Source organism: Streptomyces sp. NPDC091376 (assembly GCF_044757085.1).
Classification (GTDB): Bacteria; Actinomycetota; Actinomycetes; order Streptomycetales; family Streptomycetaceae; genus Streptomyces; species Streptomyces pratisoli.
On the sequence record NZ_JBIVUF010000007.1, the window covers coordinates 192,219 to 213,870 of the forward strand.

The window sequence follows — 21,652 nt, forward strand, 5'->3', positions numbered from 1 at the left end:
CTCCATGTTCATAACGTTTCGACAGAGAATTCTCCGGGCTCGGACACCCGACGCATCCGGCTGGTACCACTGCGCTCACAAAGGCCCCTCTATTTGACGGGGCTCGCTCTTTATGCCCGTTTTATCTGAGGCCTGGAGCACTCGGAACGGCCAGTTCCCGCTGTTTGGAACGGACCCGCTCGGCGTGCTGAAATCAACGAACTCGTGAGTAGTACGGCCCTGAACAATAATCGGCACAACGTAGGTGCCGACGCCGAGAGGTTGTTGGTCGAGTGAGGCGAAGCAATACGAGCTCCGCAGAGCAGATGGCGCGGGGCAACTTCACCCCGCCCCCGCGTGCAGCGGCGTCGCCTGCGGATGTGCAGCCCGTGGCGCCCGCCACCAGTGGCAGCTCCAGCAGACTGTCCCCGCGCAACTGGCGTGTGCCGACGCGACTGAACGCGATCCTCCTCATACCCGTGCTGGTCGGCCTCGTCATGGGCGGCTTCCAGGTGAAGGGGTCGATCGACACCTGGAACGAGGCGCAGGACGCCGAGAAGACGGCGCTCGTCGTGCGCGCCGCCTCGGAGTACGGCCAGGCCCTCCTCAACGAGCGCGACCTCACGGCCCAGCCGCTCCTCGAGGGCAAGCCCGCGACGGACCCGGGAGTCGCCGGTCCGCGTGCCATCACGGACGCCGCCAAGAAGAAGTTCGACGAGGCCGTCAAGGACATGCCGGAGAAGCAGGGCATGGAGCGGCGCCTCAAGCTCTTCCGTGCCGCTGAGCCGGCCCTGGAGGGCCTCCGTCAGGCCGCGTACACGGAGCGCTTCGAGACGCCGGCGAAGTCCGAGGGCGACCCGAACGACCCCAACGACGACAAGCGCGGACCGGTCGCCACCCAGGAGAGCTACACGCTCGTCCATCACTACCTGATGGAGTTCTCCAACGAGCTCGGCCTGGGCACCGGCAACATCACCAGCTTCGGCCGCATGGTGTACGCCATCCAGCTCGCCAAGGCCGCCGGGTCCCTGCAGCGCTCGATCGGCGTGGAACTGCTCGTCCGGCCCAACGAGAAGAAGAACATCAGGGCCGGCCAGACGATCGCCTTCACCTCCTACGCCTACCTGGAGGGCATCGCCCTCGGCGAGTACCAGTCCGGTGGCACGGACGAGGACGTCCAGAGGCTGAAGGACGTCATGGCTCGCAAGACGGAGGACGGCCAGAAGAAGCTGGCCGCCGCCGCGGCCCAGGCCGCCGCCGCGAACGTGAAGTTCACCCCTCCGCCGAAGGCCGAGAACGGTTCCTACCTCGACGGCATGGTCGGCGCGATCGGCACCGGTGCCGATCCCGAGGAACTCGCCGAGAAGGGCGTGACCCCGAGGGTCTGGCTGCCGGCCTCCACCGCCAAGTTCGAGGGCTACAGCGAGATCGAGAAGAACCTCGTCGACAGGTCCGTGGCCGAGGCCGCCCGGATCTCCGACGAGGCCAAGACCGACGCCATCGTCAACGGTCTGATCGTCATCATCGCGCTGCTCGCCGCGTTCATCCTGGCCGGCATGGTGGCCCGCCAGATGAGCCGCTCGATGCGCCAGCTGCGCACCGCCGCCTTCCGCATCGCCGAGCAGCGCCTGCCGATGCTGGTCGACCAGCTGTCGCGCACCGAGCCGGGCCGGGTCGACACCCGCGTCCAGCCGATCCCGATCGACAGCAAGGACGAGATCGGCGAGGTCGCCCGCGCCTTCGACCAGGTCCACCGTGAGGCCGTCCGGCTCGCCGCCGAGCAGGCCCTGCTCCGTGGCAACGTCAACGCGATCTTCACCAACCTGTCGCGCCGCAACCAGTCGCTGATCGAGGGCCAGCTGACCCTGATCACCGATCTGGAGAACAACGAGGCCGACCCGGACCAGCTGGAGAACCTCTTCAAGCTGGACCACCTCGCGACCCGTATGCGCCGCAACGGCGAGAACCTCCTCGTCCTCGCCGGCGAGGAGCCCGGCCGCCGCTGGAACCAGCCGGTCCCGCTGGTGGACGTGCTCCGCGCCGCCTCCTCCGAGGTGGAGTCGTACGAGCGCATCGAGCTCACCGGCGTCCCGGAGACCGAGATCCACGGCCAGGCCGTGACCGACCTCGTGCACCTCCTCGCCGAGCTGCTGGAGAACGCCACCACGTTCTCCTCGCCGCAGACCAAGGTTCGGGTCACCGCGACGCGGCTGCCCGACGGCCGGGTCATGATCGAGATCCACGACAAGGGCATCGGCCTGACCGCCGAGGACTTCGCCGACATCAACCACAAGCTGGCCAACCCGCCGACGGTGGACGCCGCCGTCTCGCAGCGCATGGGCCTCTTCGTGGTCGGCCGCCTCGCCGACCGGCACGGTGTCCGCGTCCAGCTGCGCCCCTCGGGTGAGCAGGCCGGCACGACCTCCCTGGTCATGCTCCCGGACGCGATCACCCACGGTGGCGGTGGCGAACCGCTCCCCAACGACGACTTCACGGTCTCGCAGATGATCCCTCAGCAGCAGTCCTTCGAGCCCGCCCCGATGCTCACCGCGGCCGAACTCGGCTTCGACGACTCCCGTTACGAGGACCAGTCCGCGGAGGACCCCCGCCAGCTGGACCCGGTCAACCGCTCGCTGATGCGCGAGGAGCGCCGTGCCGCGCTCGAGGCGCAGTCGCACGGTGACCGCCCGCTGTTCCGCGACGAGACGGATCAGTCGTACGGCGAGCAGGAGAACTACGCCGAGGCCCAGTACGACCAGGGCTACGCGCAACAGCCGCAGTCCGCGTACGAGCAGAACGGCTACGAGTCGAACGGCTACGGCCAGGGCGGCTACGAGCAGAACGGTTACGACAACACCGGTCGGTTCCCGGCCTCCGGCGGCTACCCGGAGCACCAGGAGCAGGGCTATGCGGAGGCCGCGTACGACGCTCCGCAGGGTGCCGCGCCGCAGTACGACGACACCTTCGCCCCCCAGTCCCACCAGGAAGAGTGGACGGATCAGGGCACGTACCAGGGTGCGTACGAGCCGGAGTACCGGGCGGAAGCGGAATCTGCTCCGTCCGGTCCCGCGAACGCTCCCGAGCGCGTAGGCTTCGAGCGTCCGGGCCCGGCCGCCGGTAGCGGTCACCAGATGACCAACGCCGGTCTGCCGCGTCGTGGCGGCGGCCAGCAGGGGCAGTCCCCCGCCGACGCCCGCAACGGCCAGGCGGGCCAGGCCCCGCAGGCCCCCCAGGCCCCCCAGACCCCGCAGGGCGGACACACGGACGCGGACGGCTCCGGTGACTGGCGCTCGAAGAACGACGAGCGCTGGCAGCGGGCCGAGAAGCTCCGGGAGCCCAAGGCGGGTGGGGTCACCTCGTCCGGCCTTCCCCGCCGCGTTCCCAAGGCCAACCTGGTCGAGGGCACGGCGGAGCAGACCCCGCAGGGCGGACCCCAGGTGTCCCGCGCCCCTGAGGACGTGCGTGGCAGGTTGAGCAACCTGCGGCGCGGTGTCCAGCAGGGACGCAGCGCGGGAACGGACACGAACGGATCGGGCTTCGGCCCGGGTAGCACCTACAACCAGGAGCGTTAGTGTGAGCCCGATGAGCCAGGCGGCGCAGAATCTGAACTGGTTGATCACCAACTTTGTGGACAACACCCCCGGGGTGTCCCACACGGTGGTGGTCTCCGCCGACGGACTCCTGCTGGCGATGTCCGAGGGATTCCCGCGTGACCGTGCCGACCAGCTGGCGGCCGTCGCGTCCGGGCTGACCTCGCTGACCGCGGGCGCCTCCCGCATCTTCGAGGGCGGCGCGGTCAACCAGACCGTTGTGGAGATGGAGCGCGGCTTCCTCTTCCTCATGTCCATCTCGGACGGCTCTTCACTGGCCGTGCTCGCCCACCCCGATGCCGACATCGGCCTCGTGGGCTACGAGATGGCCCTCCTGGTCGATCGTGCAGGCAGCGTCCTCACCCCGGACCTGCGCGCCGAACTCCAGGGAAGTCTTCTCAACTAACAGAACGGCAGTGCGTTTCCCGCCACCGCACCATAGGGTGCGGTGGCGCGGTACCACAGGGACATGGACCGGGCGTACGGCACTCGGAGGAGGAGAAAAGTGGCAACACCCCCAGGCGGACATCCATATGACGGTGCTCACCAGTCTCCGGGTGAGCAGGGGCAGAACCGCTTCAACTTCCCCTCCGCACCGAGCAGAGGTGGCGGTGCGCAGCCGTACCAGCGGCCGCAGCAGCCGTACGACCCGTCCTACAACCAGCCGCAGGGACCCCGGATCCAGCCGGTGGCTCCTCGGCGGGCACCGGAGCCGGCACCCGCGTCGGGCAACAACAACCCGTTGGTGCGCCCGTACGCGATGACCGGCGGCCGGACCCGGCCGCGGTACCAGCTCGCCATCGAGGCGCTGGTCAGCACCACGGCCGATCCCGCGCGGCTGCAAGGGCAGTTGCCCGAGCACCAGCGGATCTGCCGGCTGTGCTTCGAGATCAAGTCGGTCGCTGAGATCTCGGCACTTCTCACCATCCCCCTCGGCGTCGCCCGGATCCTCGTAGCCGACCTGGCGGAGGCCGGACTTGTCGCCATCCACCAGCCCGGCGGCGACGAGGCCGCCGGCGGCCAGCCAGACGTGACACTGCTCGAAAGGGTGCTCAGTGGACTTCGCAAGCTCTAGCGGCGGTGCAGCCCGCTCAACCACCAGCGCGAAGATCGTGGTGGCGGGCGGCTTCGGCGTGGGCAAGACCACGTTCGTCGGCGCCGTCTCGGAGATCAACCCGCTGCGTACCGAGGCCGTGATGACGTCCGCGTCGGCCGGCATCGACGACCTCACCCACACCGCGGGCAAGACCACCACCACGGTGGCCATGGACTTCGGCCGTATCACCCTGGACCAGGACCTGATCCTGTACCTGTTCGGCACACCCGGACAGGACCGCTTCTGGTTCATGTGGGACGACCTGGTACGCGGCGCCATCGGCGCCGTCGTCCTCGTCGACACCCGCAGACTCGCCGACTGCTTCCCCGCGGTCGACTACTTCGAGAACAGCGGCCTGCCCTTCGTCGTGGCCCTCAACGGCTTCGAGGGACACCAGCCGTACACGCCCGACGAGGTGCGCGAGGCGCTGCAGATCGGCCCCGACGCACCGATCATCACCACCGACGCACGCCACCGCGCGGACGCCAAGAGCGCGCTCATCACCCTGGTCGAGCACGCACTCATGGCACGCCTGCGGTAGCCGCCTCCGTCGCCGTACCGGTCCCGTACGCGGGAAGGCCCCGCACTCCACACGGAGTGCGGGGCCTTCCTCGTCCCCAGGTGTGGACGGAGAAGCCGGGGGCTTGCGCGCCGTGGGTACGCGAAGGCCCCGGCGCCCCCTGGTGGGGGCGGCGGGGCCTTGGTGGCGGTAGGGCGTCAGCCCTGCCAGGAGTGAGGGGCGCGGAAGCCGGACTGGCGTTCCAGGCGGCGCCACCCGGCGGTGCTGCGGCCGCGGTGGGCAGGGGCGTCCTGCGGCTGCGCGGCGGCGCGGGCGAGGAGGACGGCCGTGATCGCGGCCAGTTCCTCGGGGTCGGCGTGGCCCTTCTCGACCCGGAGCAGGGATTCGGCGGGCATGGTCATCTGCAGCATTCTCCTCGTGGGTTACTGCGGGGGGTTGCCGTGCTTGCGGGACGGCAGGTCGGCGTGCTTCGTGCGGAGCATGGCGAGGGAGCGGATGAGCACCTCGCGCGTCTCGGCCGGGTCGATGACGTCGTCGACCAGGCCGCGCTCCGCGGCGTAGTAGGGATGCATGAGCTCGGCCTTGTACTCCTTGACCATGCGGGCGCGCATGGCCTCGGGGTCCTCGGCGTCGGCGATCTGGCGGCGGAAGATGACGTTGGCCGCGCCCTCCGCGCCCATCACGGCGATCTCGTTCGTCGGCCAGGCGTAGGTGAGGTCGGCGCCGATGGACTGGGAGTCCATGACGATGTACGCACCGCCGTACGCCTTGCGCAGGATCAGCGAGATCCGCGGCACGGTCGCGTTGCAGTACGCGTACAGCAGCTTCGCGCCGTGGCGGATGATGCCGCCGTGCTCCTGGTCGACGCCGGGCAGGAAGCCGGGCACGTCCAGCAGCGTGATGATCGGGATGTTGAAGGCGTCGCACATCTGGACGAAGCGCGCGGACTTCTCGCTCGCCTCGATGTCGAGGACGCCGGCCAGCGACTGAGGCTGGTTGGCGACGATGCCGACGACCTGGCCGTCGAGCCTGGCCAGGGCGCAGATGATGTTGCGGGCCCAGCGCTCGTGGATCTCCAGGTAGTCGCCGTCGTCGACGATCTCCTCGATCACCTTGTGCATGTCGTACGGACGGTTGCCGTCCGCCGGGACCAGGTCGAGGAGCACGTCGGAGCGGCGGTCGGCCGGGTCCTCGCCGTGCGTCTGGGGCGGGTTCTCGCGGTTGTTGGACGGCAGCATCGACAGGAGGTAGCGGACCTCCGCGATGCAGGTCTCCTCGTCGTCGTACGCGAAGTGCGCCACGCCGCTCGTCTCGGCGTGCACATCCGCGCCGCCGAGGCCGTTCTGGGTGATCTCCTCGCCGGTGACCGCCTTGACCACGTCGGGGCCGGTGATGAACATCTGCGAGGTCTCGCGGACCATGAACACGAAGTCCGTCAGCGCCGGCGAGTAGGCGGCGCCGCCCGCGCACGGGCCGAGCATCACGCTGATCTGCGGGATGACACCGGAGGCCCTGGTGTTGCGCTGGAAGATGCCGCCGTAGCCCGCGAGGGCGGAGACGCCCTCCTGGATGCGGGCGCCGGCACCGTCGTTCAGCGACACCAGCGGGGCACCGGCCGAGATGGCCATGTCCATGATCTTGTGGATCTTCGTGGCGTGAGCCTCGCCGAGCGCACCGCCGAAGATCCGGAAGTCGTGCGCGTAGACGAAGACCGTACGGCCCTCGACCGTGCCCCAGCCCGTGATCACACCGTCCGTGTACGGCTTCTTCGACTCCAGGCCGAAGCCCGACGCCCGGTGCCGCCGCAGTTGCTCGACCTCACGGAACGACCCCGCGTCCAGCAGCAGCTCGATGCGCTCACGCGCGGTCAGCTTGCCCTTGGCGTGCTGCGCCTCGGTCGCACGGTCACTGGGTCCGCGCCGCGCCTGCTCGCGAAGGGCGTGCAGCTCGGCCACACGCCCTCGTGCGTCGGTCGGCTCGCCCGCGGTCTCGTCCAAAACGGTCATGTACGAACCCTACGGAGCAGACCGAGGAAATCCTGCCGTTGACTCCGTACAGTCTCGCGCCCGTTCTGCTGTCAGCCCCGTACAGAACCGTTCCGCACTGCAGGCGAAGTACCAGTTGAACAGGCCACCGAATTGTCGTGATCCAACAAAGGCGTCAACCGATGGCCATCTCCCAGCCATGTACGGCACCTGCCGTACCCGAAGTGACGCGCAGTCGCGGGACGCGACCCGGAACGCAGGGGTTCGCCGATGTGGAGGGTAGCGGCCGGGGCCCGGTGGCGTACGAGCACGCCCGCCGCGGCGGTGACGGTGTGCGCGCCCACCGTAGCGGGCTGCCGGAAGTGCGCCGCGGTGGGACCGGCCGAGGGGAAGGAGAGGGACCGGCAGGTGCCGGAATTGTCGAGGATCTCCAGCCGGCGCCGGTCGGCGGCACGGTCGGCCACGGCCCGTCGGAAGGTCCCGGGCATGAGGATGCACACGTACGACGAGTTCACCGGATCGGTCCCGTGCCCGGACGGGCGTGTGGGGTGCCCCGACGGCACCCCACACCCCGGCCGGGCCGTCAGCCGCAGTGGAAGCGTGCGCCGCCCCAGTCGGCGTGGTCGTTGCCGTTCCCGTCCCCGCCGTCGGTGACCGTCAGATCGACGTACTGGGCGCCGGTGAGGTCCGCGGTGAGCTGCCACGCCGCGTCCGTGGCCCGCAGAACCGGCGACCTCACCTTCTCCGCGCCGTCCGCCGCCACGGCGAACTGCACGCTGCCGCGAGATGCCTGGACGTCGTCCACACCCACCTCGGCCGTGAGGGAGGTGCACCGGCCGCCCAGGTAGTAGCGGACCTTCGCCGGGGCGTGCGTGCCGAGGCCCTTGGCGTAGGCCACTCCCCCGATCTTCAGGGGGCTGCCGTCTCCGGTGCCGGTCTCCCCGTTGGAGAGATCGCGCTCGACCGGTCCCCAGCCGTTCTCCGCGGAGGTCCAGTCCAGATCACTCGCCCAGGTGTCGGTGGCCGGCGGTGGCGGCAGGGTCCGTACGCTCGTCCTCGCGCCGAGCGTACGGCTGCCGCCGGTGACGGTGTAGGTGGCCGCCGAACTCAGCTCGTACGTCCGGTACTCGGCGTCCACGGGAGGTGTCACCTGCCAGGTGGCGGTGGCCTTGTCCCCCGGTGCGACCGACGCGAAGGCGACCGGGCCCGCGGGCTCCGCCGTCCATCCGGCGGGCAGCTCCAGGCCGACCGAGACGTCCGTGGCGGCGCTCGCCTCGTCGTTGGTGAAGACGGCCTTGACCTCGTTCCCCCGGCCCGGCTCCAGGGTCTCGGCGGCCGCGGCCACGCTCAGCGTTCCGCAGGCCGGTGCCGCCCCGGCCGGCCCGAGGTCGGTGACGGTGAAGCCGTCCAGCACGAAGTCGGCGCCTTCGGGGGCGTCGGAGCGCTTCCGCAGCCCGGTCCAGGTGTCACCGCAGCCCGCCGTGACGGTCTCGGTGAAGTGCCCGGTGGTGCGCTGGGCACCGATGGGCGTCCGGCGGACCTCCACGGAGCCCCCGGTGGCCCGGTCGTAGCCGGTGACCCATTCGTACGCGCCCGCGTGGCTCGACTGGTGGTCGTACTCGACCCGGTAGGTGTGCCCGTCCTTCATCGGCACGGTCCACGGCGCGGTCCGGTACACCAGCCCGCTGTTCTCGTCGTGCGCCTTCAGCGACTCCGCGCCGCCGATCACATCGTCGATCGGCTTCCCGTTCCAGCCGGACTGGGTGTACGGGGCGTGCAGCTGACTGACATGGGTGCGCGGGTCGGTCACGCCGCCGGCGTCGCCCTTGAGGAACGGTCCCCAGCCCTGGTCGACGGCCTCGAAGTCCTCGTACACGACCGTGCCGTCCTTGACCGCGGGTGCGTTCTCGACCAGCCGTACGTCATCGACCCGCACCGCGGCCGGGGATCCCTGCGCGGCGTCGATCCTCAGGGTCACGGTGCCGCCGGCCGGGGCGAGGAAGTTGACCTTGGCCCGCTGGAAGGAGGTGGAGTGCCAGTCGGAGGCCGCGACCAGGTTCTCGGCGGTGGACCGTTCGACGGTGACGGACCGCCCGCCGGCGGAGAGGACCGTACGGCGTGAGGCTCCCGGTTCGACCTCGATCCACGCGGAGGCGGTGTACCGCTTGCCCGGTGTGAGGCCGGTGATCCGCTGGGCGAGCGAGGCGGCCGCCGGGCCCGTCAGCTCGGCGCTGTTGCGCCCCTGGTCGTCGGTGTCGCGTGCGACCGTGCCGGTCTTCGTCCACGATCCGAGCCGTGCGTCGTTGAAGCCGGGGTCCCCGACCTTGCCGCCCTCGCCCCAGAGGGCGGCCCGCGGCGCGGGTGCGCGGTCCGGGTGGAGGACGTAGGGCTGTCCGGCCTCGGCGGTGAGGGTGATCCTGCCGTCGGCGGGGCGTACGGTCCCGGCCTTCACGCGTCCGTTGTCGGTGAGCTTGTACACGGTGTAGCCGCCGCTGCCGGGGACGGCCCAACTGCTGGTGCCACCGGCCTTGTTGTAGTGGTACAGCTTCTTCCCGCCGTCCCACGGCAGCAGATACCGGTCGCCGTCGAGGACCTTGCGCCCGTGGTCGTAGAACGTGCGGCGGCCGTCCTCGACCGTCCCGCGCAGCCCTCCGGTGAAGGCGATGTCATTGCCCTCCCAGCGGGTGATCCGCTCCTGCTGCAGGAACTTCGCGGGCAGGTTCCGCTGCCAGATGTTGGCCTGGAAGGCATTCCAGTCGGTCTCCCCGGTCCAGCCCTCGAAGTCCTCCAGGGCTGTCTGGCCGAGCACCGGGTGGTTGTTCCAGATGTCCTTCTCGCCGTTGCGGATGAAGCGGATGATCTGGGAGTTGAGCCCCTTGTTGGTGGCGCCTCCGTAGTCCAGGTCGTTGGCCCAGTGCGACCAGAGCGAGGCCCGCTCGAACTTGTCGGCCCACTCGGTGGCGACGTTCCAGCCCTGCTTCTGCACGGCCTGCATCGTCTTGTCGGCGATCCAGCCGTGCGAGTAGTAGACGTCGATGTAGAGCAGGCTGAGGTTGGGGTCGGTCTCGTCGCGCAGCTGCTGGAACCTGCGGGCGAGGTCGCCGCTGTTGATGTCACGCCGCTGATCGATGTAGTAGCTCTGGTTGAGCCAGTTCCAGCCGGGCTTGGTCCTGTCGACGAGGGTCTCGCTGAAGTTCCTGGCCTCCGGGTACGACTCGGTGGCGTTGACGTGCACGCCGAAGGTCGCGCCCCACTTCTTTCCGGCCTTCAGCAGCGTGTTGAGGTCCCTGAGCCCGCCGGCGCGCTTGTTGTAGTTGCCGCCGTAGTCGGGGTGGGCGGAGTCGTGCCCTTCGGAGCCGTACCCCTTGAGCACGGCGAGCTGTCCGAGTCCGTCCGTGGCGAGCGAGACGCGCTTCACGTCGTCGAGGGTGCGCAGGAACGGGTGCGTGGCCTGGCTGGCGAAGTTGAACGGGATGTGGGTGACGACCCGGTCCGGCGTGGCGTCGCCGCCCGGCGCCTCGATGCCGATCGTGCGGAAGGCGACGGCGCCGTCCTGCCAGTCGGTCTTTCCGTCGGCGTTGGCGTCGGGGGTGACGACGACCTTGGCCCACGGCAGGTCCTTGCCGCTTTCGGGCCGTGGGGCGCCCTCGCCGCGATAGGTCCACTGTCCGGACCGGACGCCGACGCGGACGGATCCGTCGTCCGCCGTGCGGGCCTGGTGCCAGAAGCGGGCGTCGTCGCCGCCGGTGGCGCCGGAGGGCTTGTCGTAGCTGGAGTTGGACTCGACGGCGGCGGCGAGCGCGCCCGTGTTGAGGAGGGCGTACGAGGCTCCGACGGGCGAGGCGTCGGCCGGGGTCTCGTCGGTGACTCGGCCGAAGACGTCGGCGGTCCTGGTCGAGTCGGGATCGAGGCGGGTGAACGCGGTCGCGGCGCCGTCGTCCGTGCTGCCCACCGAGACCAGGTCGTGCCCCGGAATGTCGATGGTCCCGACGCGGAACGCCTCCGTGTCGCGCACGGCGGTCACCTTGAAGGTGGTGGTCCGGCCGGCCACGGAGAGCGTCGTGTCGATCTCGACGCCGGGGAGGCCGGGGAACGTCAGGGTGTACGCGGCTGCGGCTCCCCGGACCACGGGTGCGGCTTCGAGCCGCACGGCGTGGGCCGTGCCGTTGAGCGTGACCTCGGTGACGGGGCGGGTGCTGCCGAGCAGACGGGCGCCCGTGGCGCGGTCGGTGTACGACAGGACGCGTGGGAAGTCGTCCGCGACGGCGACGGCGAGCTGCCCCGAGGTGAGCACCGGCGAGGCGGCGGTGGCGGCCGGGCCGTGGCCGTGGACTGCGAGGGCCGGCCCGGTCGGCGCCATGAGGGCGGCCGTGACGACGGCGACCACGCAGGCGGTGCGGGGCCTTCTGATGAGCGACATGGGGACTGGGTAGCGGCCGCGGCGGGGCGGGGTCAACGAAGTCGTACGGCTGCGGCGCCGCCAGTCCAACAACGTCGGTCCGTTAGTCCAAGTGGCGGAATGTGATCACCCGCTCACGGAGCAGGGTGGGAAAAATCCCACGGAAATGTTGAACGTTGAACGGGAATGACTCTATGGTGGTCGTCGTTGAAGGTTCAACGAGTGGCCGGGAAGGCCACCGACCCGCCCGACCACAGCATCCACGAGGAGAAGTCATGGGCCTGTTCAACCGCAAGAACGAGACCACCACCGACGCCGTCGCCCCGCGCGAGGTGAACCCCGCACTCGCCGCGCTGAGCGGTGACTACAGCATCGACCCCGCCCACAGCAGCATCGGCTTCACCGTCCGCCACGCCATGGTCACCAACGTCCGCGGCAGCTTCGGTGAGCACGAGGGCACGCTGCGGCTGGACGGCTCCGACCCGGCCTCCTCGACCGCGGCCATCGACGTCAAGATCGCCAGCGTCGACACCGGCATCGCCGACCGCGACGGCCACCTGCGCAGCGGCGAGTTCTTCGACGCCGAGGCCTTCCCGCTGATGACGTTCCGCTCGACCTCGGCCGAGCAGCTGGGCGGCGAGAAGTACCGCATCACCGGCGACCTCACCATCAAGGACGTCACCCGCCCGCTCTCCATCGACCTGGAGTTCAACGGTGTGGCGACGGACGTCTACGGCAACGAGCGCGTCGGCTTCGAGGGCAGCGCCGAGATCCTGCGCTCCCACTGGGGTCTGACGTGGAACGCCGCGCTGGAGACGGGCGGCGTGATGGTCAGCGACAAGGTGAAGCTGAACTTCGACATCTCCGCGATCAAGGCCGCTGCCTGACCGTAGGCCCCACCACGGCCACAGCACGGGCTCCACAGCAGCCGGCGAACCCCCGTCCCGACCGGACGGGGGTTCGGCGCGTTCGACGATGCCGCCTCGCGCGGTTACGCGGCCCGCCGGTAGGTACCGCCGTCCCTCGTACGGGTCAGCAGCTGCGCCTCGACCAGATAGCGGCGCAGCGCCGAACAGTCGTCGTGGACCGTGCGGATCGCGTCGTTGACCTCGGGCTCCGTGTAGGACCGGCCGGGCTCGAAGAGGGTCCGCGCCAGGTGGACGAGCAACTGCTCACGGCGCACCGCCCTACGGGGGATCGCCGTGAGCCGTCCCTGGGAGAAGAGTGCGGTCACGTCCCGCGATCCGCCGGATTCATTGTCGGACATGGCCGGAAGCCTCCTGCACCGCTCCGCGCCCGCGCAACGCGTTTTCCCGGCCGCGCCCCAGGGGCGTTCGCACGCTACAGCGGTATGTGGATGTCCAGGACCGGCCCGCCGGCGTGGACCGGCGGCGCGTCGAGCCTCTCCAGGACATGGAGCATCGGCGCGTTGCCTGCGGCGACCGCCGCGGTCAGGGTGTGATGTCCGTCCCGGCGGGCCACGTCGGCCGCGTGCGCGGCCAGTGCCGTGCCCAGCCCCTTGGACTGCCACGCGTCCTCGATCAGCACGGCGAACTCGCCCACGCCCTGCCGGTCGGTACGCATGACGTTGGTCATGGCGATGATGTGGTCCATGCGCTGGGCGGTGGTGGTGACCAGGGTGGTGCCGCGTTCCGGGTCGGTCAGCAGCCGCCATCCCGCCACGGACAGCTCGGGCTTGCCCGAGTGGTAGCGCAGCGCGCGGCTGCCCGGTGAGCAGCGGCGGTGCAGCGCCTGGACGGGCCCGAGATCGTCAGGGGTCACCTCGCGGGTCCGGGTACTGGTGCCGTCGGTCAGCGTGATCGGGTGTGCGGTGCGTCGAGCGCCGGCGTCAGGCATACGGGGACTTCCTCACATCGGGCATGCGGACGAAGTGCCCTGGACCCCCGTACGGGCGACTGCCCGCCCCGGCACAGGAGAAGTCTTTTGCCGCCACCCGGCCGGCTCAAGGAAGGTTCGCGCCATATTGGTCACGCTTCGCGCACACCGGGTCACCGAACGGATCGGGATTCCGTCGCATTCACCTCGCGGAGCCGTAAGCCGTCCGGTCATCCCTCCCGGAGTGTCCGCTCACCCCTCCCGGAGTCGCTCCACGCGCTCGCCCGTCCTCGTCTCGATCTCCGAGGCCACCTCGTGCAGCAGCGAGTGGCTCACACCGCTCAGCGCACGCGCCACGGCCAACTCGTCGCCGATATGAGGGATGTCCTGGTCGGTGCGGTTGCGGTGGGCCGTGCCCTCGCCGACGAAGAGTTCGGCGTTCTGGCCGCGCAGCCGGGCCTCCGCCTGGGTGGTGCGGTCGTTCTCGGTGATGACGATCTCGACGTTCCATTTCTTGGTGCGCATCAGAAGCCACCGCCTCCGTCGAAGCCGCCTCCGCCGCCCCAGTCGCCGCCGAAGCCGCTGCCACCGAAGTCGGAGGAGCTGAAGTCTGCGCCGCTGAAGTCGCCGCCGCCGAAGTCACCGCCGCCGTACTCGGCCGCGTAGGCAGGGGTGGACAGCGCGCTGCCGAGCAGGGTGCCCGCGAGCAGGCCCGGCAGCAGCCCGCCGCCGTAGTAGCCGCCGGCCCAGGGGCCGTAGGCCGGACCGGCCTCCCAGTACGGGCGGCGGCCGGACTCGGTCTCGACGGTGCGGCCGAGCGGGTCCTCGCCGTCCTGGAGACGGGCCGCGTCGGCGGCGCAGACCGGGACTTCGCGGGGTGAACCGCCGGACGGGGTCCAGGTCATGTCGGTGAGGGAAGGTCCGTGGCGCGGGTCGAAGAAGCACGGCGCCCGGCGTTCGGGGAGCGGAGCGCCGTCGCGGCGCGCGGAAAGGACCGCGAGCGAGTAGCGGCCTTCCTCCAGCGCCTCGGTGACGCTGCGGACGTCGTGCGGATGCTCGGCCGACGCCATGGCGGACTTGGCGTCCTCGTACGAGTCCAGGGCGCGTTCGTAGTCGGCGCGCATCGCGTCGTCCGCGCCGCGCTCGGAGGGGTGGAAGTCGAGCCGGTCGAGCTCCTCGCCGTACGCGGTGATGTCCTCGTCGACGACGACGCGCAGCTTCTCCAGCGCGTCCCGCTCCTCCTCCACCTTGCGGCGGCGGCCGCGCCGGACCAGCGCGTAGGCGCCGGCGCCGCCCGCGACGAGGACGGTGCCGATCGCGATCAGCGAGCCGGTGGAGGCACCGCTCTCGGAACCGCCGCTCCAGGAGGAGGGTGCGGTGCCGCGGACGGTCGGGAGGGCCTGGTCGACGAAGTTGTCGAGCTGGGTGGCGGCGTCGACGCCCGGCGCCTTCACTCCGGACACGATGTTCCGCACGGCGTCGGCCGGCATGACGCTTCTGTCCGCGCCCGCGTCGAAGCCGTCACCGAGCCGGATCCCGTACAGCCCGGTGATCCCCGTCGCGGTTCGCAGATTGCGCAGCACGCTGTCCGCGGGGAACTGCGAGCCTTCGGGCAGTACGGCGATGAACACGGGCTTGTCCGCGTTCTCGATCTTCTGCGCCAGGGCCTTCTGGTCGGCCTCGGAAAGCTGGGAGCGAGCCCCCGGATCGACGTAGACCGGGCCCTGCTTCAGGGCCTCGGCCGCGTCGGAGATGCCCGTGGCCCTGGCGCCCGCGCCAGGGGCCAGGGCCAGCAGCAGGAAGAGTGTCAGCCCGGCGAGGGCAGACAGCAGGGCGAACGGCCTGGTCCTCATAGCATCGAAGCTACCCGAATGGCATGAAATAGGACATGGCCGCAGGTGGGAGGACTCCGGAACCGCACGGGCGGCTCCGGATCCGCCTCCGGCTACTGGGCCGGCTCGACCCCGGCCCGCAGCAGTCCGTAGGTGTAGGCGTCCTCCAGGGCCTGCCAGGAGGCGGCGATGATGTTGTCACCGACGCCGACCGTCGACCATTCACCGTTGCCGTCGCCCGTCGTGATCAGTACGCGGGTGGTGGACCCCGTGCCGTGGCGGCCTTCGAGGATGCGGACCCGGTAGTCGACCAGCTCCAGCTTGGCGAGCTGCGGGTAGATCCGCTCCAGCCCCACCCGGATCGCCCGGTCCAACGCGTTGACCGGCCCGTTGCCCTCGGCCGTCGCGACGATCCGCTCGCCCTTGGCCCACAGCTTGACCGTGGCCTCGTTGGCATGGGTGCCGTCGGGGCGGTCCTCGACGATCACGCGCCAGGACTCCGTACGGAAGTACAGGCGCGGTCTGCCCTCCGCCTCCTCGCGCAGCAGCAGTTCGAAGGAGGCGTCGGCGGCCTCGTACGTGTAGCCCCTCAGTTCGCGCTCCTTGACCCGCTCCACGACCCGGCCGACGAGCTCGCGGTTGCCGCCGAGGTCGACGCCGAGTTCCTTGCCCTTGAGCTCGATGGAGGCACGGCCGGCCATGTCGGAGACGAGCATCCGCATGGTGTTGCCGACCTGCTCGGGGTCGATGTGCTGGTACAGGTCCGGATCGACCTTGATCGCGGAGGCGTGCAGTCCGGCCTTGTGGGCGAAGGCGGAGACACCCACATAGGGCTGGTGCGTCGACGGCGTGAGGTTGACGACCTCGGCGATGGCGTGCGAGATCCGGGTCATCTCCTGCAGGGCGCCCGCGGGCAGCACCTTCTTGCCGTACTTCAGCTCCAGCGCGGCCACGACGGGAAAGAGGTTGGCGTTGCCGACGCGCTCGCCGTAGCCGTTGGCGGTGCACTGGACGTGCGTGGCGCCGGCGTCGACGGCCGCGAGGGTGTTGGCGACGGCGCAGCCGGTGTCGTCCTGGGCGTGGATGCCGAGGCGGGCGCCGGTGTCGGCGAGGACGGTGGCGACGACGGCCTGGATCTGGGCGGGCAGCATGCCGCCGTTGGTGTCGCAGAGGATGACGACGTCGGCACCGGCCTCGGAGGCGGCCCTGACCACGGCCTTGGCGTACTGCGCGTTGGCCCGGTAGCCGTCGAAGAAGTGCTCGCAGTCGACGAAGACGCGCCGGCCCCGGGAGCGCAGGTACGTGACGGTGTCGCGGACCATCTCCAGGTTCTCGTCGAGCGTCGTGCGCAGAGCGAGCTCGACATGGCGGTCGTGGGACTTGGCGACCAGCGTGATCACCGGCGCACCGGAGTCGAGCAGCGCCTTGACCTGCGGGTCCTCGGCGGCCTTGGCGCCCGGCCGGCGAGTGGCGCCGAACGCGACGAGCTGGGCGTGCTTGAGGTCGATCTCCTGGCGGGCCCGGGCGAAGAATTCGGTGTCCCGGGGGTTGGCGCCCGGCCACCCGCCCTCGATGAAGCCCACGCCGAACTCGTCGAGGTGCCGGGCGATGGTCAGCTTGTCCGCGACGGTGAGGTTGATGCCCTCGCGCTGCGCGCCGTCGCGCAGCGTGGTGTCGAAGACATGGAAACCGTCGTCGGTGACGCCGTACCTATCGGTGTCCGTGGCCTCTGTGGTCATGGCTGTTGTGACTCCTGTCGGATGAGTGGCTCCGGAATTCGTGGCTCCACTTGCCCCCATCTTCGCGCGCCTCTCGTCCGGCCGGGGTGGGGCCGTAAAACGAAAAGACCCCTCGCGGGTGCGAGAGGTCTGCGCGCGGGTCTGGGGCACGGTGCCGCTGCCGCGGGGGTTACTGGCCACGGGTCAGCGGTCACTGCGGACCGGCGCGCTGCTGCCGATAATCATGGCGAATGCGAGCACGGTGGCAGTCTGCCACATATGCGTGCCGGCATGGACAGCGGTCTCAGCATGCGGGCGTCGTCCGGTGACCCGCTCCCGCACCCGTTCAGCGGGCGGGGTGCCGCCCGGCGCAGTGGTAGGGGAAACCCATGAGTTCACAACCCCCCACAGGACCGCCGTCCGGACCCGTGCCCCGGCCGTCCGGGCCGGTTCCCGGTCCGCCGCCGCCCGGTTCCGGCCCGTCCGGCGGACGCTCCCGTCGTGCCCTGGCACTGATCGTCGGCGGGGCGGCGGCGGTGCTGGCCCTCGTCGTGGTGCTGGTGTTGTCACTCGGCGGCGACGGGGACGACGGCGGCGGAGGTTCCGGCTCCCCCACCCCGGTCGACACGAAGGCGGCGGAGGCGGACGCACACGCGGTCGCGACCCGGGTGGCCCTGGCGCCCCCGGACTGGGGTGCCGGCTTCACCCGGCACGATCCGTACGAGGTGGACCCCGCGCAGGAGTCGCTGGTGCGGGAGGACTGCGAGTTCGCCGGCCGCCCCAGCCGGGCCGGCACGCTGGCCTCCCTGCAGCGCAACGTGCACCAGACGTCGTCCGGCATCGCGGGGACGTCCGAGGTCAAGGTGTTCGTGGACGAGGCCACGGCGAAGCAGTACCTCGCCGACGCCCGGGACAACATCCACCGCTGTCCGGAACAGCACCGGGCCAAGGAACGCTGGAACGGCGTGCGCGAGGCGACCCCGCCGCGGGTGACCGGCTTCGACGAGCTGGTGTCCGAGGAGGGCCACCAGGTCGTCACCGCGAACGGGGGCAAGGTCGACGACCTCTACGTCATCGCCACCGGACGGGACGGCAAGAGTGTCCTGAGCGCCTACGTGGTCGGCAACAGCAAGCTGGACCCGCAGATCCACAAGTACGCCGCGGACTCGCTCCAGAAGATGCAGCAGCGCCTCGTGCAGCGGCCGGAGGCGGCGGCCACGGGCGGCTGACCGCCGTGCACGGAGACGGGGCGTCACGACCGGGACGGCAACGACCGGGAGTACCTGCGTGCGTCACGTACCCGGGTTCACCGGCGTCAGTGCCTCGTCGATGAACTCCCCTACGTGACCGAGGACCTGTTCCCGGCTCGTGCCCGGTATCCCCACCGCGACATGGACGGAGAAGCCGTCGAGCAGCGCGCGCAGCCGGGCGGCGAAGCGATCCGCGTCGACGGCGCGGAACTCGCCGCGCGAGCTCCCCTCGGCGAGCAGCGCGACGAGATCGCGGTGCCAGGCGCCCTCGATGGCGGCCTGGCGGGCGCGGGCGTCGTCGTCGGCGTTCTGCGAACGGTTCCAGACCTCCAGCCACAGCGTCCAGTGCGGGTCGCGGTGGCCGTCGGGGACGTACAGGTCGACGTAGGCGTCGAGCCGTTCGCGCGCGGGCCCGAGCCTGGACAGCAGGGAGCTGCGCTCCGCGCCGAGGCGGCCCTCGCTCCACTCCAGGGTCTGGAGCAGCAGCTCGTCCTTGGTGCGGAAGTAGTAGAGGAGATGCCCGCTGCTCATCCCCACCTCGCGCCCGAGCCCGGCCATGGTGAGCCCGTCGAGCCCGCGCTCGGCGATGGTCGCCATCGCCGCGGCGAGCAGTTCCTCACGGGGCGGGGCGGCGTTGCGGCGTCGAGAGGGCGGGGGAACGTTCACCCGTACGTTGTACCCGATCCGCCCGGTCCCCGCGGATGACCCGTGCCCCGCCCCGGAACCCGGGTCAGACACGCGGTTGCTGCTGCGTGATGCAGTGGATGCCGCCCCCGCCCGCGAAGATCGCTCTCGCGTCCACCAGGGTCACCGTGCGGTCCGGGAACAGCCGCCGGAAGACGGCTGCCGCGATCTCGTCGTTCGGGTCGTCGAAGGCGCACAGCACCACTCCGTCGTTGCAGAGGTAGTGGTTGATGTACGAGTAGTCGACCCAGTCGCCGTCCTCGTCCTTGAGGACGGTGGGCGCCGGGATCTCGACGACCTCCAGGGCCCGGCCGCGGGCGTCCGTCCGGCCGCGGAGGAGCTCGGCATAGGTCCGGGAGCGCTCGTGGTCCGGGTGGGCGGGGTCCTTCTGGCTGTGGACGAGGACCACGCCCGGCCGGGCGAACGCGGCGACGATGTCGACGTGGCCCTGCGTGCCGTACATGCCGTAGTCGCCGCTCAGACCGTGCGGCAGCCAGATCGCCTTCTCGGTGCCGAGCCTGGCGTGGATCTCGGCCTCGACCTGTTCCCGGGTCCAGTCGGGGTTGCGGCCGGCGCCGAGCTGGACCGTGTCGGTCAGCAGGACCGTGCCCTCGCCGTCGACGTGGATCGCCCCGCCCTCGTTGACGAGGCCCGAGGAGTGGACGGGGACGTTCACGAGGTCCGCGACATGGCGGGCGATCTTGGAGTCGTGCTCCCAGCGCGCCCAGTCCTGGGCGCCCCAGCCGTTGAAGACCCAGTCGACGGCGGCGAGAGCGCCCTCGTCGTCCACGACGAAGGTCGGGCCGATGTCCCGCATCCAGGCGTCGTCGAGCTCGCGCTCCACGATCTCCACGTCCTCGCCCAGGAGTTCGCGGGCGCCTTCGCGCTGGCCGGGCCCGACGACCATGGTGACCGGCTCGAAGCGGCGCACGGCACGGGCGACGTCCGCCCAGGCGGCGCGCGCCTGAGCGAGTTCCTCGTCGTCGGTGAAGGTCGGGTTGGGACCCGGCCAGGCCATCCAGGTGCGCTCGTGGGGGGCCCACTCGGGCGGCATACGGAACGTCATGACGTGAGTCCTAGAGGAAGTAGAGGCGGTTGAGGGACATGGATTCGACCGGGTCCGAGCGGAGCGGATCGCCGTCGAGCGTGACCAGTCCGCTGTGCGCGTCCACGGCCACGTCGCCGACCCGGGAGTTGAGGAGCAGGTCCTTGGGACCGATGCCCCGGGTGCCGCGTACCCCGACGCGGCGCCGGCGCGTGGGCATCCTGTCGTCGCCGAGGGTGGCCGCGGCCTGGGACACGAACGCCACGGAGATGTCCGCGGGGGTTGCCCCGTGGGCGCCGAACTGCGGTCCCAGGACGAGCGGTTCGCAGGTGTCGGTCGCGGCGTTCGGGTCGCCGGTCACCCCGTACGCCGGGAAGCCGGCCTTCAGCACGAGCTGCGGCTTCGCCCCGAAGAACTGCGGCTTCCACAGCACGATGTCGGCGAGCTTGCCGCTCTCGATCGAGCCGATCTCGTGCGCGAGACCGTGGGCGACGGCCGGGTTGATCGTCAGCTTGGCGACGTAGCGCAGGACGCGCGCGTTGTCGTCGTGGGCGCCGTCGCCGGCCATGGGCCCCAGCTCGGCCTTCATCTTCCCGGCCATGGCGAAGGTGCGGCGCACGGTCTCCCCCGCGCGGCCCATGCCCTGGGCGTCCGAGGAGGTGATGCCGATCGCGCCCAGGTCGTGCAGGACGTCCTCGGCTCCCATCGTCCCGGCGCGGATGCGGTCGCGGGCCATGGCGGCGTCACCGGGCAGGTCGGTCTTGAGGTCGTGTACGGAGACGATCATTCCGTAGTGCTCGGCGACGGCGTCCCGGCCGAACGGCAGGGTGGGGTTGGTGGAGGAGCCGATGACGTTCGGCACGCCCGCCATCTTGAGGACGTTCGGTACGTGCCCTCCGCCGCAGCCCTCGATGTGGAAGGCGTGGATGGTCCGGCCGTCGAGGACGTTGAGCGTGTCCTCGACCGACAGGCATTCGTTGAGGCCGTCGCTGTGCAGAGCGACCTGGACGTCGTACTCCTCGGCGACCCGCAGCGCGGTGTCGAGGGCGCGGGTGTGGGCGCCCATGTCCTCGTGGACCTTGAAGCCGCTGGCGCCGCCCTCGGCGAGCGCCTCGACGAGCGGGGCGTCGCCGGAGGAGGAACCGCGGGCGAGGAAGCCGATGTTGACGGGCCAGGCGTCGAAGGCGTTGAAGGTGTGCTTGAGGGCCCAGGGCGAGTTGACGCCGACGCCCCACACGGGGCCGAACTCCTGGCCGATGATCGTCGTGACACCGGAGGCGAGGGATGCCTCCATGACCCGCGGCGACAGCAGATGCACATGGGTGTCGACGGCGCCGGCGGTGGCGATGAGGCCCTCGCCGGAGACGATCGACGTGCCGGTGCCGACGACGACGTCCACACCGTCGAGGGTGTCCGGGTTCCCGGCGCGTCCGATACCGGCGATACGGCCCTCGCGGATGCCGATCGACACCTTGCGGATGCCCTGGACGGCGTCGATGACGAGGACGTTGCTGATGACGACGTCACAGGTCTCGCGGACCGCGGCGGCCTTCAGATGAATGCCGTCGCGGGCCGTCTTGCCGAAGCCGGCGAGGAACTCGTCCCCGGGCTTCTGGGAGTCGGACTCGACACGCACGACGAGTCCGGAGTCGCCCAGCACGACCCGGTCTCCGGCGCGGGGGCCGTGGACGCTCGCGTACTCGTGCGGATCGATACCG

Annotated in this window: 17 protein-coding genes; 6 read left to right on the forward strand and 11 right to left on the reverse strand. The window is 70.6% G+C overall.

The window, feature by feature from the left end; all coding sequences use genetic code 11:
* The first annotated feature begins 272 nt into the window (after positions 1-272).
* The 4 genes from ACIQMR_RS17325 (at position 273) to ACIQMR_RS17340 (ending at position 5,206) form a co-directional block, all read left to right on the forward strand.
* Entirely contained in the window at positions 273-3,551 is a 3,279-nt protein-coding gene (locus ACIQMR_RS17325) for a nitrate- and nitrite sensing domain-containing protein (RefSeq protein ID WP_401387313.1), read from the forward strand.
* Positions 3,552-3,561: 10 nt separating this feature from the next.
* The gene (locus ACIQMR_RS17330; RefSeq protein ID WP_030125847.1) at positions 3,562-3,975 is read left to right on the forward strand and encodes a roadblock/LC7 domain-containing protein; all 414 of its coding nucleotides are present in this window, start codon (positions 3,562-3,564) and stop codon (positions 3,973-3,975) included.
* A gap of 99 nt (positions 3,976-4,074) precedes the next feature.
* Complete coding sequence (locus ACIQMR_RS17335) at positions 4,075-4,644, forward strand: DUF742 domain-containing protein (protein ID WP_401387316.1); 570 nt, start codon at positions 4,075-4,077, stop codon at positions 4,642-4,644.
* Positions 4,625-5,206: a GTP-binding protein gene (locus ACIQMR_RS17340; protein ID WP_401387319.1), complete on the forward strand. Its 582-nt coding sequence runs from the start codon at positions 4,625-4,627 to the stop codon at positions 5,204-5,206. Before ACIQMR_RS17335 ends, ACIQMR_RS17340 begins: the two co-directional genes overlap by 20 nt.
* Positions 5,207-5,382: 176 nt before the next feature.
* On the opposite strand, the gene ACIQMR_RS17345 is transcribed toward ACIQMR_RS17340, so the two are convergent.
* The 3 genes from ACIQMR_RS17345 to ACIQMR_RS17355 all read right to left on the reverse strand — a co-directional run bounded on the left by ACIQMR_RS17345 (position 5,383) and on the right by ACIQMR_RS17355 (position 11,590).
* Positions 5,383-5,586, reverse strand: coding sequence for an acyl-CoA carboxylase subunit epsilon (locus ACIQMR_RS17345; RefSeq protein ID WP_266383710.1), 204 nt, complete (start codon positions 5,584-5,586; stop codon positions 5,383-5,385).
* Between the two features lie 21 nt (positions 5,587-5,607).
* Positions 5,608-7,191 (reverse strand): acyl-CoA carboxylase subunit beta, encoded by a 1,584-nt coding sequence (locus tag ACIQMR_RS17350; RefSeq protein WP_401387323.1) that lies wholly within the window; start codon positions 7,189-7,191, stop codon positions 5,608-5,610.
* A gap of 562 nt (positions 7,192-7,753) precedes the next feature.
* Positions 7,754-11,590 (reverse strand): endo-alpha-N-acetylgalactosaminidase family protein, encoded by a 3,837-nt coding sequence (locus ACIQMR_RS17355; RefSeq protein ID WP_401387326.1) that lies wholly within the window; start codon positions 11,588-11,590, stop codon positions 7,754-7,756.
* Between the two features lie 254 nt (positions 11,591-11,844).
* On the opposite strand from ACIQMR_RS17355, the gene ACIQMR_RS17360 reads away from it, so the two are divergent.
* Entirely contained in the window at positions 11,845-12,456 is a 612-nt protein-coding gene (locus tag ACIQMR_RS17360) for a YceI family protein (RefSeq protein WP_401387329.1), read from the forward strand.
* Between the two features lie 104 nt (positions 12,457-12,560).
* Here the strand turns inward: ACIQMR_RS17360 and ACIQMR_RS17365 are convergent, their stop codons facing one another.
* The 5 genes from ACIQMR_RS17365 to cimA all read right to left on the reverse strand — a co-directional run bounded on the left by ACIQMR_RS17365 (position 12,561) and on the right by cimA (position 16,976).
* Positions 12,561-12,836, reverse strand: coding sequence for a DUF2087 domain-containing protein (locus ACIQMR_RS17365; protein ID WP_401387331.1), 276 nt, complete (start codon positions 12,834-12,836; stop codon positions 12,561-12,563).
* Positions 12,837-12,910: 74 nt separating this feature from the next.
* Entirely contained in the window at positions 12,911-13,426 is a 516-nt protein-coding gene (locus ACIQMR_RS17370) for a GNAT family N-acetyltransferase (RefSeq protein WP_401387334.1), read from the reverse strand.
* A 231-nt stretch (positions 13,427-13,657) separates the two neighbouring features.
* Positions 13,658-13,930, reverse strand: coding sequence for a DUF1876 domain-containing protein (locus ACIQMR_RS17375; RefSeq protein ID WP_401387337.1), 273 nt, complete (start codon positions 13,928-13,930; stop codon positions 13,658-13,660).
* Complete coding sequence (locus ACIQMR_RS17380) at positions 13,930-15,258, reverse strand: hypothetical protein (RefSeq protein ID WP_401387340.1); 1,329 nt, start codon at positions 15,256-15,258, stop codon at positions 13,930-13,932. Before ACIQMR_RS17380 ends, ACIQMR_RS17375 begins: the two co-directional genes overlap by 1 nt.
* 92 nt (positions 15,259-15,350) lie before the next feature.
* Positions 15,351-16,976 (reverse strand): citramalate synthase, encoded by a 1,626-nt coding sequence (gene cimA / locus ACIQMR_RS17385; RefSeq protein WP_401387343.1) that lies wholly within the window; start codon positions 16,974-16,976, stop codon positions 15,351-15,353.
* Between the two features lie 368 nt (positions 16,977-17,344).
* Between cimA and ACIQMR_RS17390 the strand changes: the two genes are divergently transcribed.
* Entirely contained in the window at positions 17,345-18,184 is an 840-nt protein-coding gene (locus tag ACIQMR_RS17390) for a hypothetical protein (RefSeq protein WP_401387346.1), read from the forward strand.
* Positions 18,185-18,247: 63 nt separating this feature from the next.
* Here ACIQMR_RS17390 and ACIQMR_RS17395 read toward each other — a convergent pair whose 3' ends face one another.
* The 3 genes from ACIQMR_RS17395 to ACIQMR_RS17405 all read right to left on the reverse strand — a co-directional run bounded on the left by ACIQMR_RS17395 (position 18,248) and on the right by ACIQMR_RS17405 (position 21,648).
* Positions 18,248-18,871: a TetR/AcrR family transcriptional regulator gene (locus ACIQMR_RS17395; protein WP_401387349.1), complete on the reverse strand. Its 624-nt coding sequence runs from the start codon at positions 18,869-18,871 to the stop codon at positions 18,248-18,250.
* Positions 18,872-18,935: 64 nt separating this feature from the next.
* On the reverse strand, positions 18,936-19,955 hold the full coding sequence (locus ACIQMR_RS17400) for an agmatine/peptidylarginine deiminase (RefSeq protein ID WP_401387352.1): 1,020 nt from the start codon (positions 19,953-19,955) through the stop codon (positions 18,936-18,938).
* 10 nt (positions 19,956-19,965) lie between these two features.
* On the reverse strand, positions 19,966-21,648 hold the full coding sequence (locus ACIQMR_RS17405; RefSeq protein WP_401387887.1) for an urease subunit alpha: 1,683 nt from the start codon (positions 21,646-21,648) through the stop codon (positions 19,966-19,968).
* Positions 21,649-21,652 lie beyond the last annotated feature (4 nt).

What these genes read in the sequence shown, in the direction of transcription:
- ACIQMR_RS17330 (WP_030125847.1), top strand. Translation starts at nt 3,562, where the DNA reads ATGAGCCAGGCGGCGCAGAATCTGAACTGGTTGATCACCAACTTTGTG.
- ACIQMR_RS17345 (WP_266383710.1), bottom strand. Translation starts at nt 5,586, where the DNA reads ATGACCATGCCCGCCGAATCCCTGCTCCGGGTCGAGAAGGGCCACGCC.
- ACIQMR_RS17350 (WP_401387323.1), bottom strand. Translation starts at nt 7,191, where the DNA reads ATGACCGTTTTGGACGAGACCGCGGGCGAGCCGACCGACGCACGAGGG.
- ACIQMR_RS17355 (WP_401387326.1), bottom strand. Translation starts at nt 11,590, where the DNA reads ATGTCGCTCATCAGAAGGCCCCGCACCGCCTGCGTGGTCGCCGTCGTC.
- ACIQMR_RS17360 (WP_401387329.1), top strand. Translation starts at nt 11,845, where the DNA reads ATGGGCCTGTTCAACCGCAAGAACGAGACCACCACCGACGCCGTCGCC.
- ACIQMR_RS17365 (WP_401387331.1), bottom strand. Translation starts at nt 12,836, where the DNA reads ATGTCCGACAATGAATCCGGCGGATCGCGGGACGTGACCGCACTCTTC.
- ACIQMR_RS17370 (WP_401387334.1), bottom strand. Translation starts at nt 13,426, where the DNA reads ATGCCTGACGCCGGCGCTCGACGCACCGCACACCCGATCACGCTGACC.
- ACIQMR_RS17375 (WP_401387337.1), bottom strand. Translation starts at nt 13,930, where the DNA reads ATGCGCACCAAGAAATGGAACGTCGAGATCGTCATCACCGAGAACGAC.
- ACIQMR_RS17380 (WP_401387340.1), bottom strand. Translation starts at nt 15,258, where the DNA reads ATGAGGACCAGGCCGTTCGCCCTGCTGTCTGCCCTCGCCGGGCTGACA.
- cimA (WP_401387343.1), bottom strand. Translation starts at nt 16,976, where the DNA reads ATGACCACAGAGGCCACGGACACCGATAGGTACGGCGTCACCGACGAC.
- ACIQMR_RS17390 (WP_401387346.1), top strand. Translation starts at nt 17,345, where the DNA reads ATGAGTTCACAACCCCCCACAGGACCGCCGTCCGGACCCGTGCCCCGG.
- ACIQMR_RS17400 (WP_401387352.1), bottom strand. Translation starts at nt 19,955, where the DNA reads ATGACGTTCCGTATGCCGCCCGAGTGGGCCCCCCACGAGCGCACCTGG.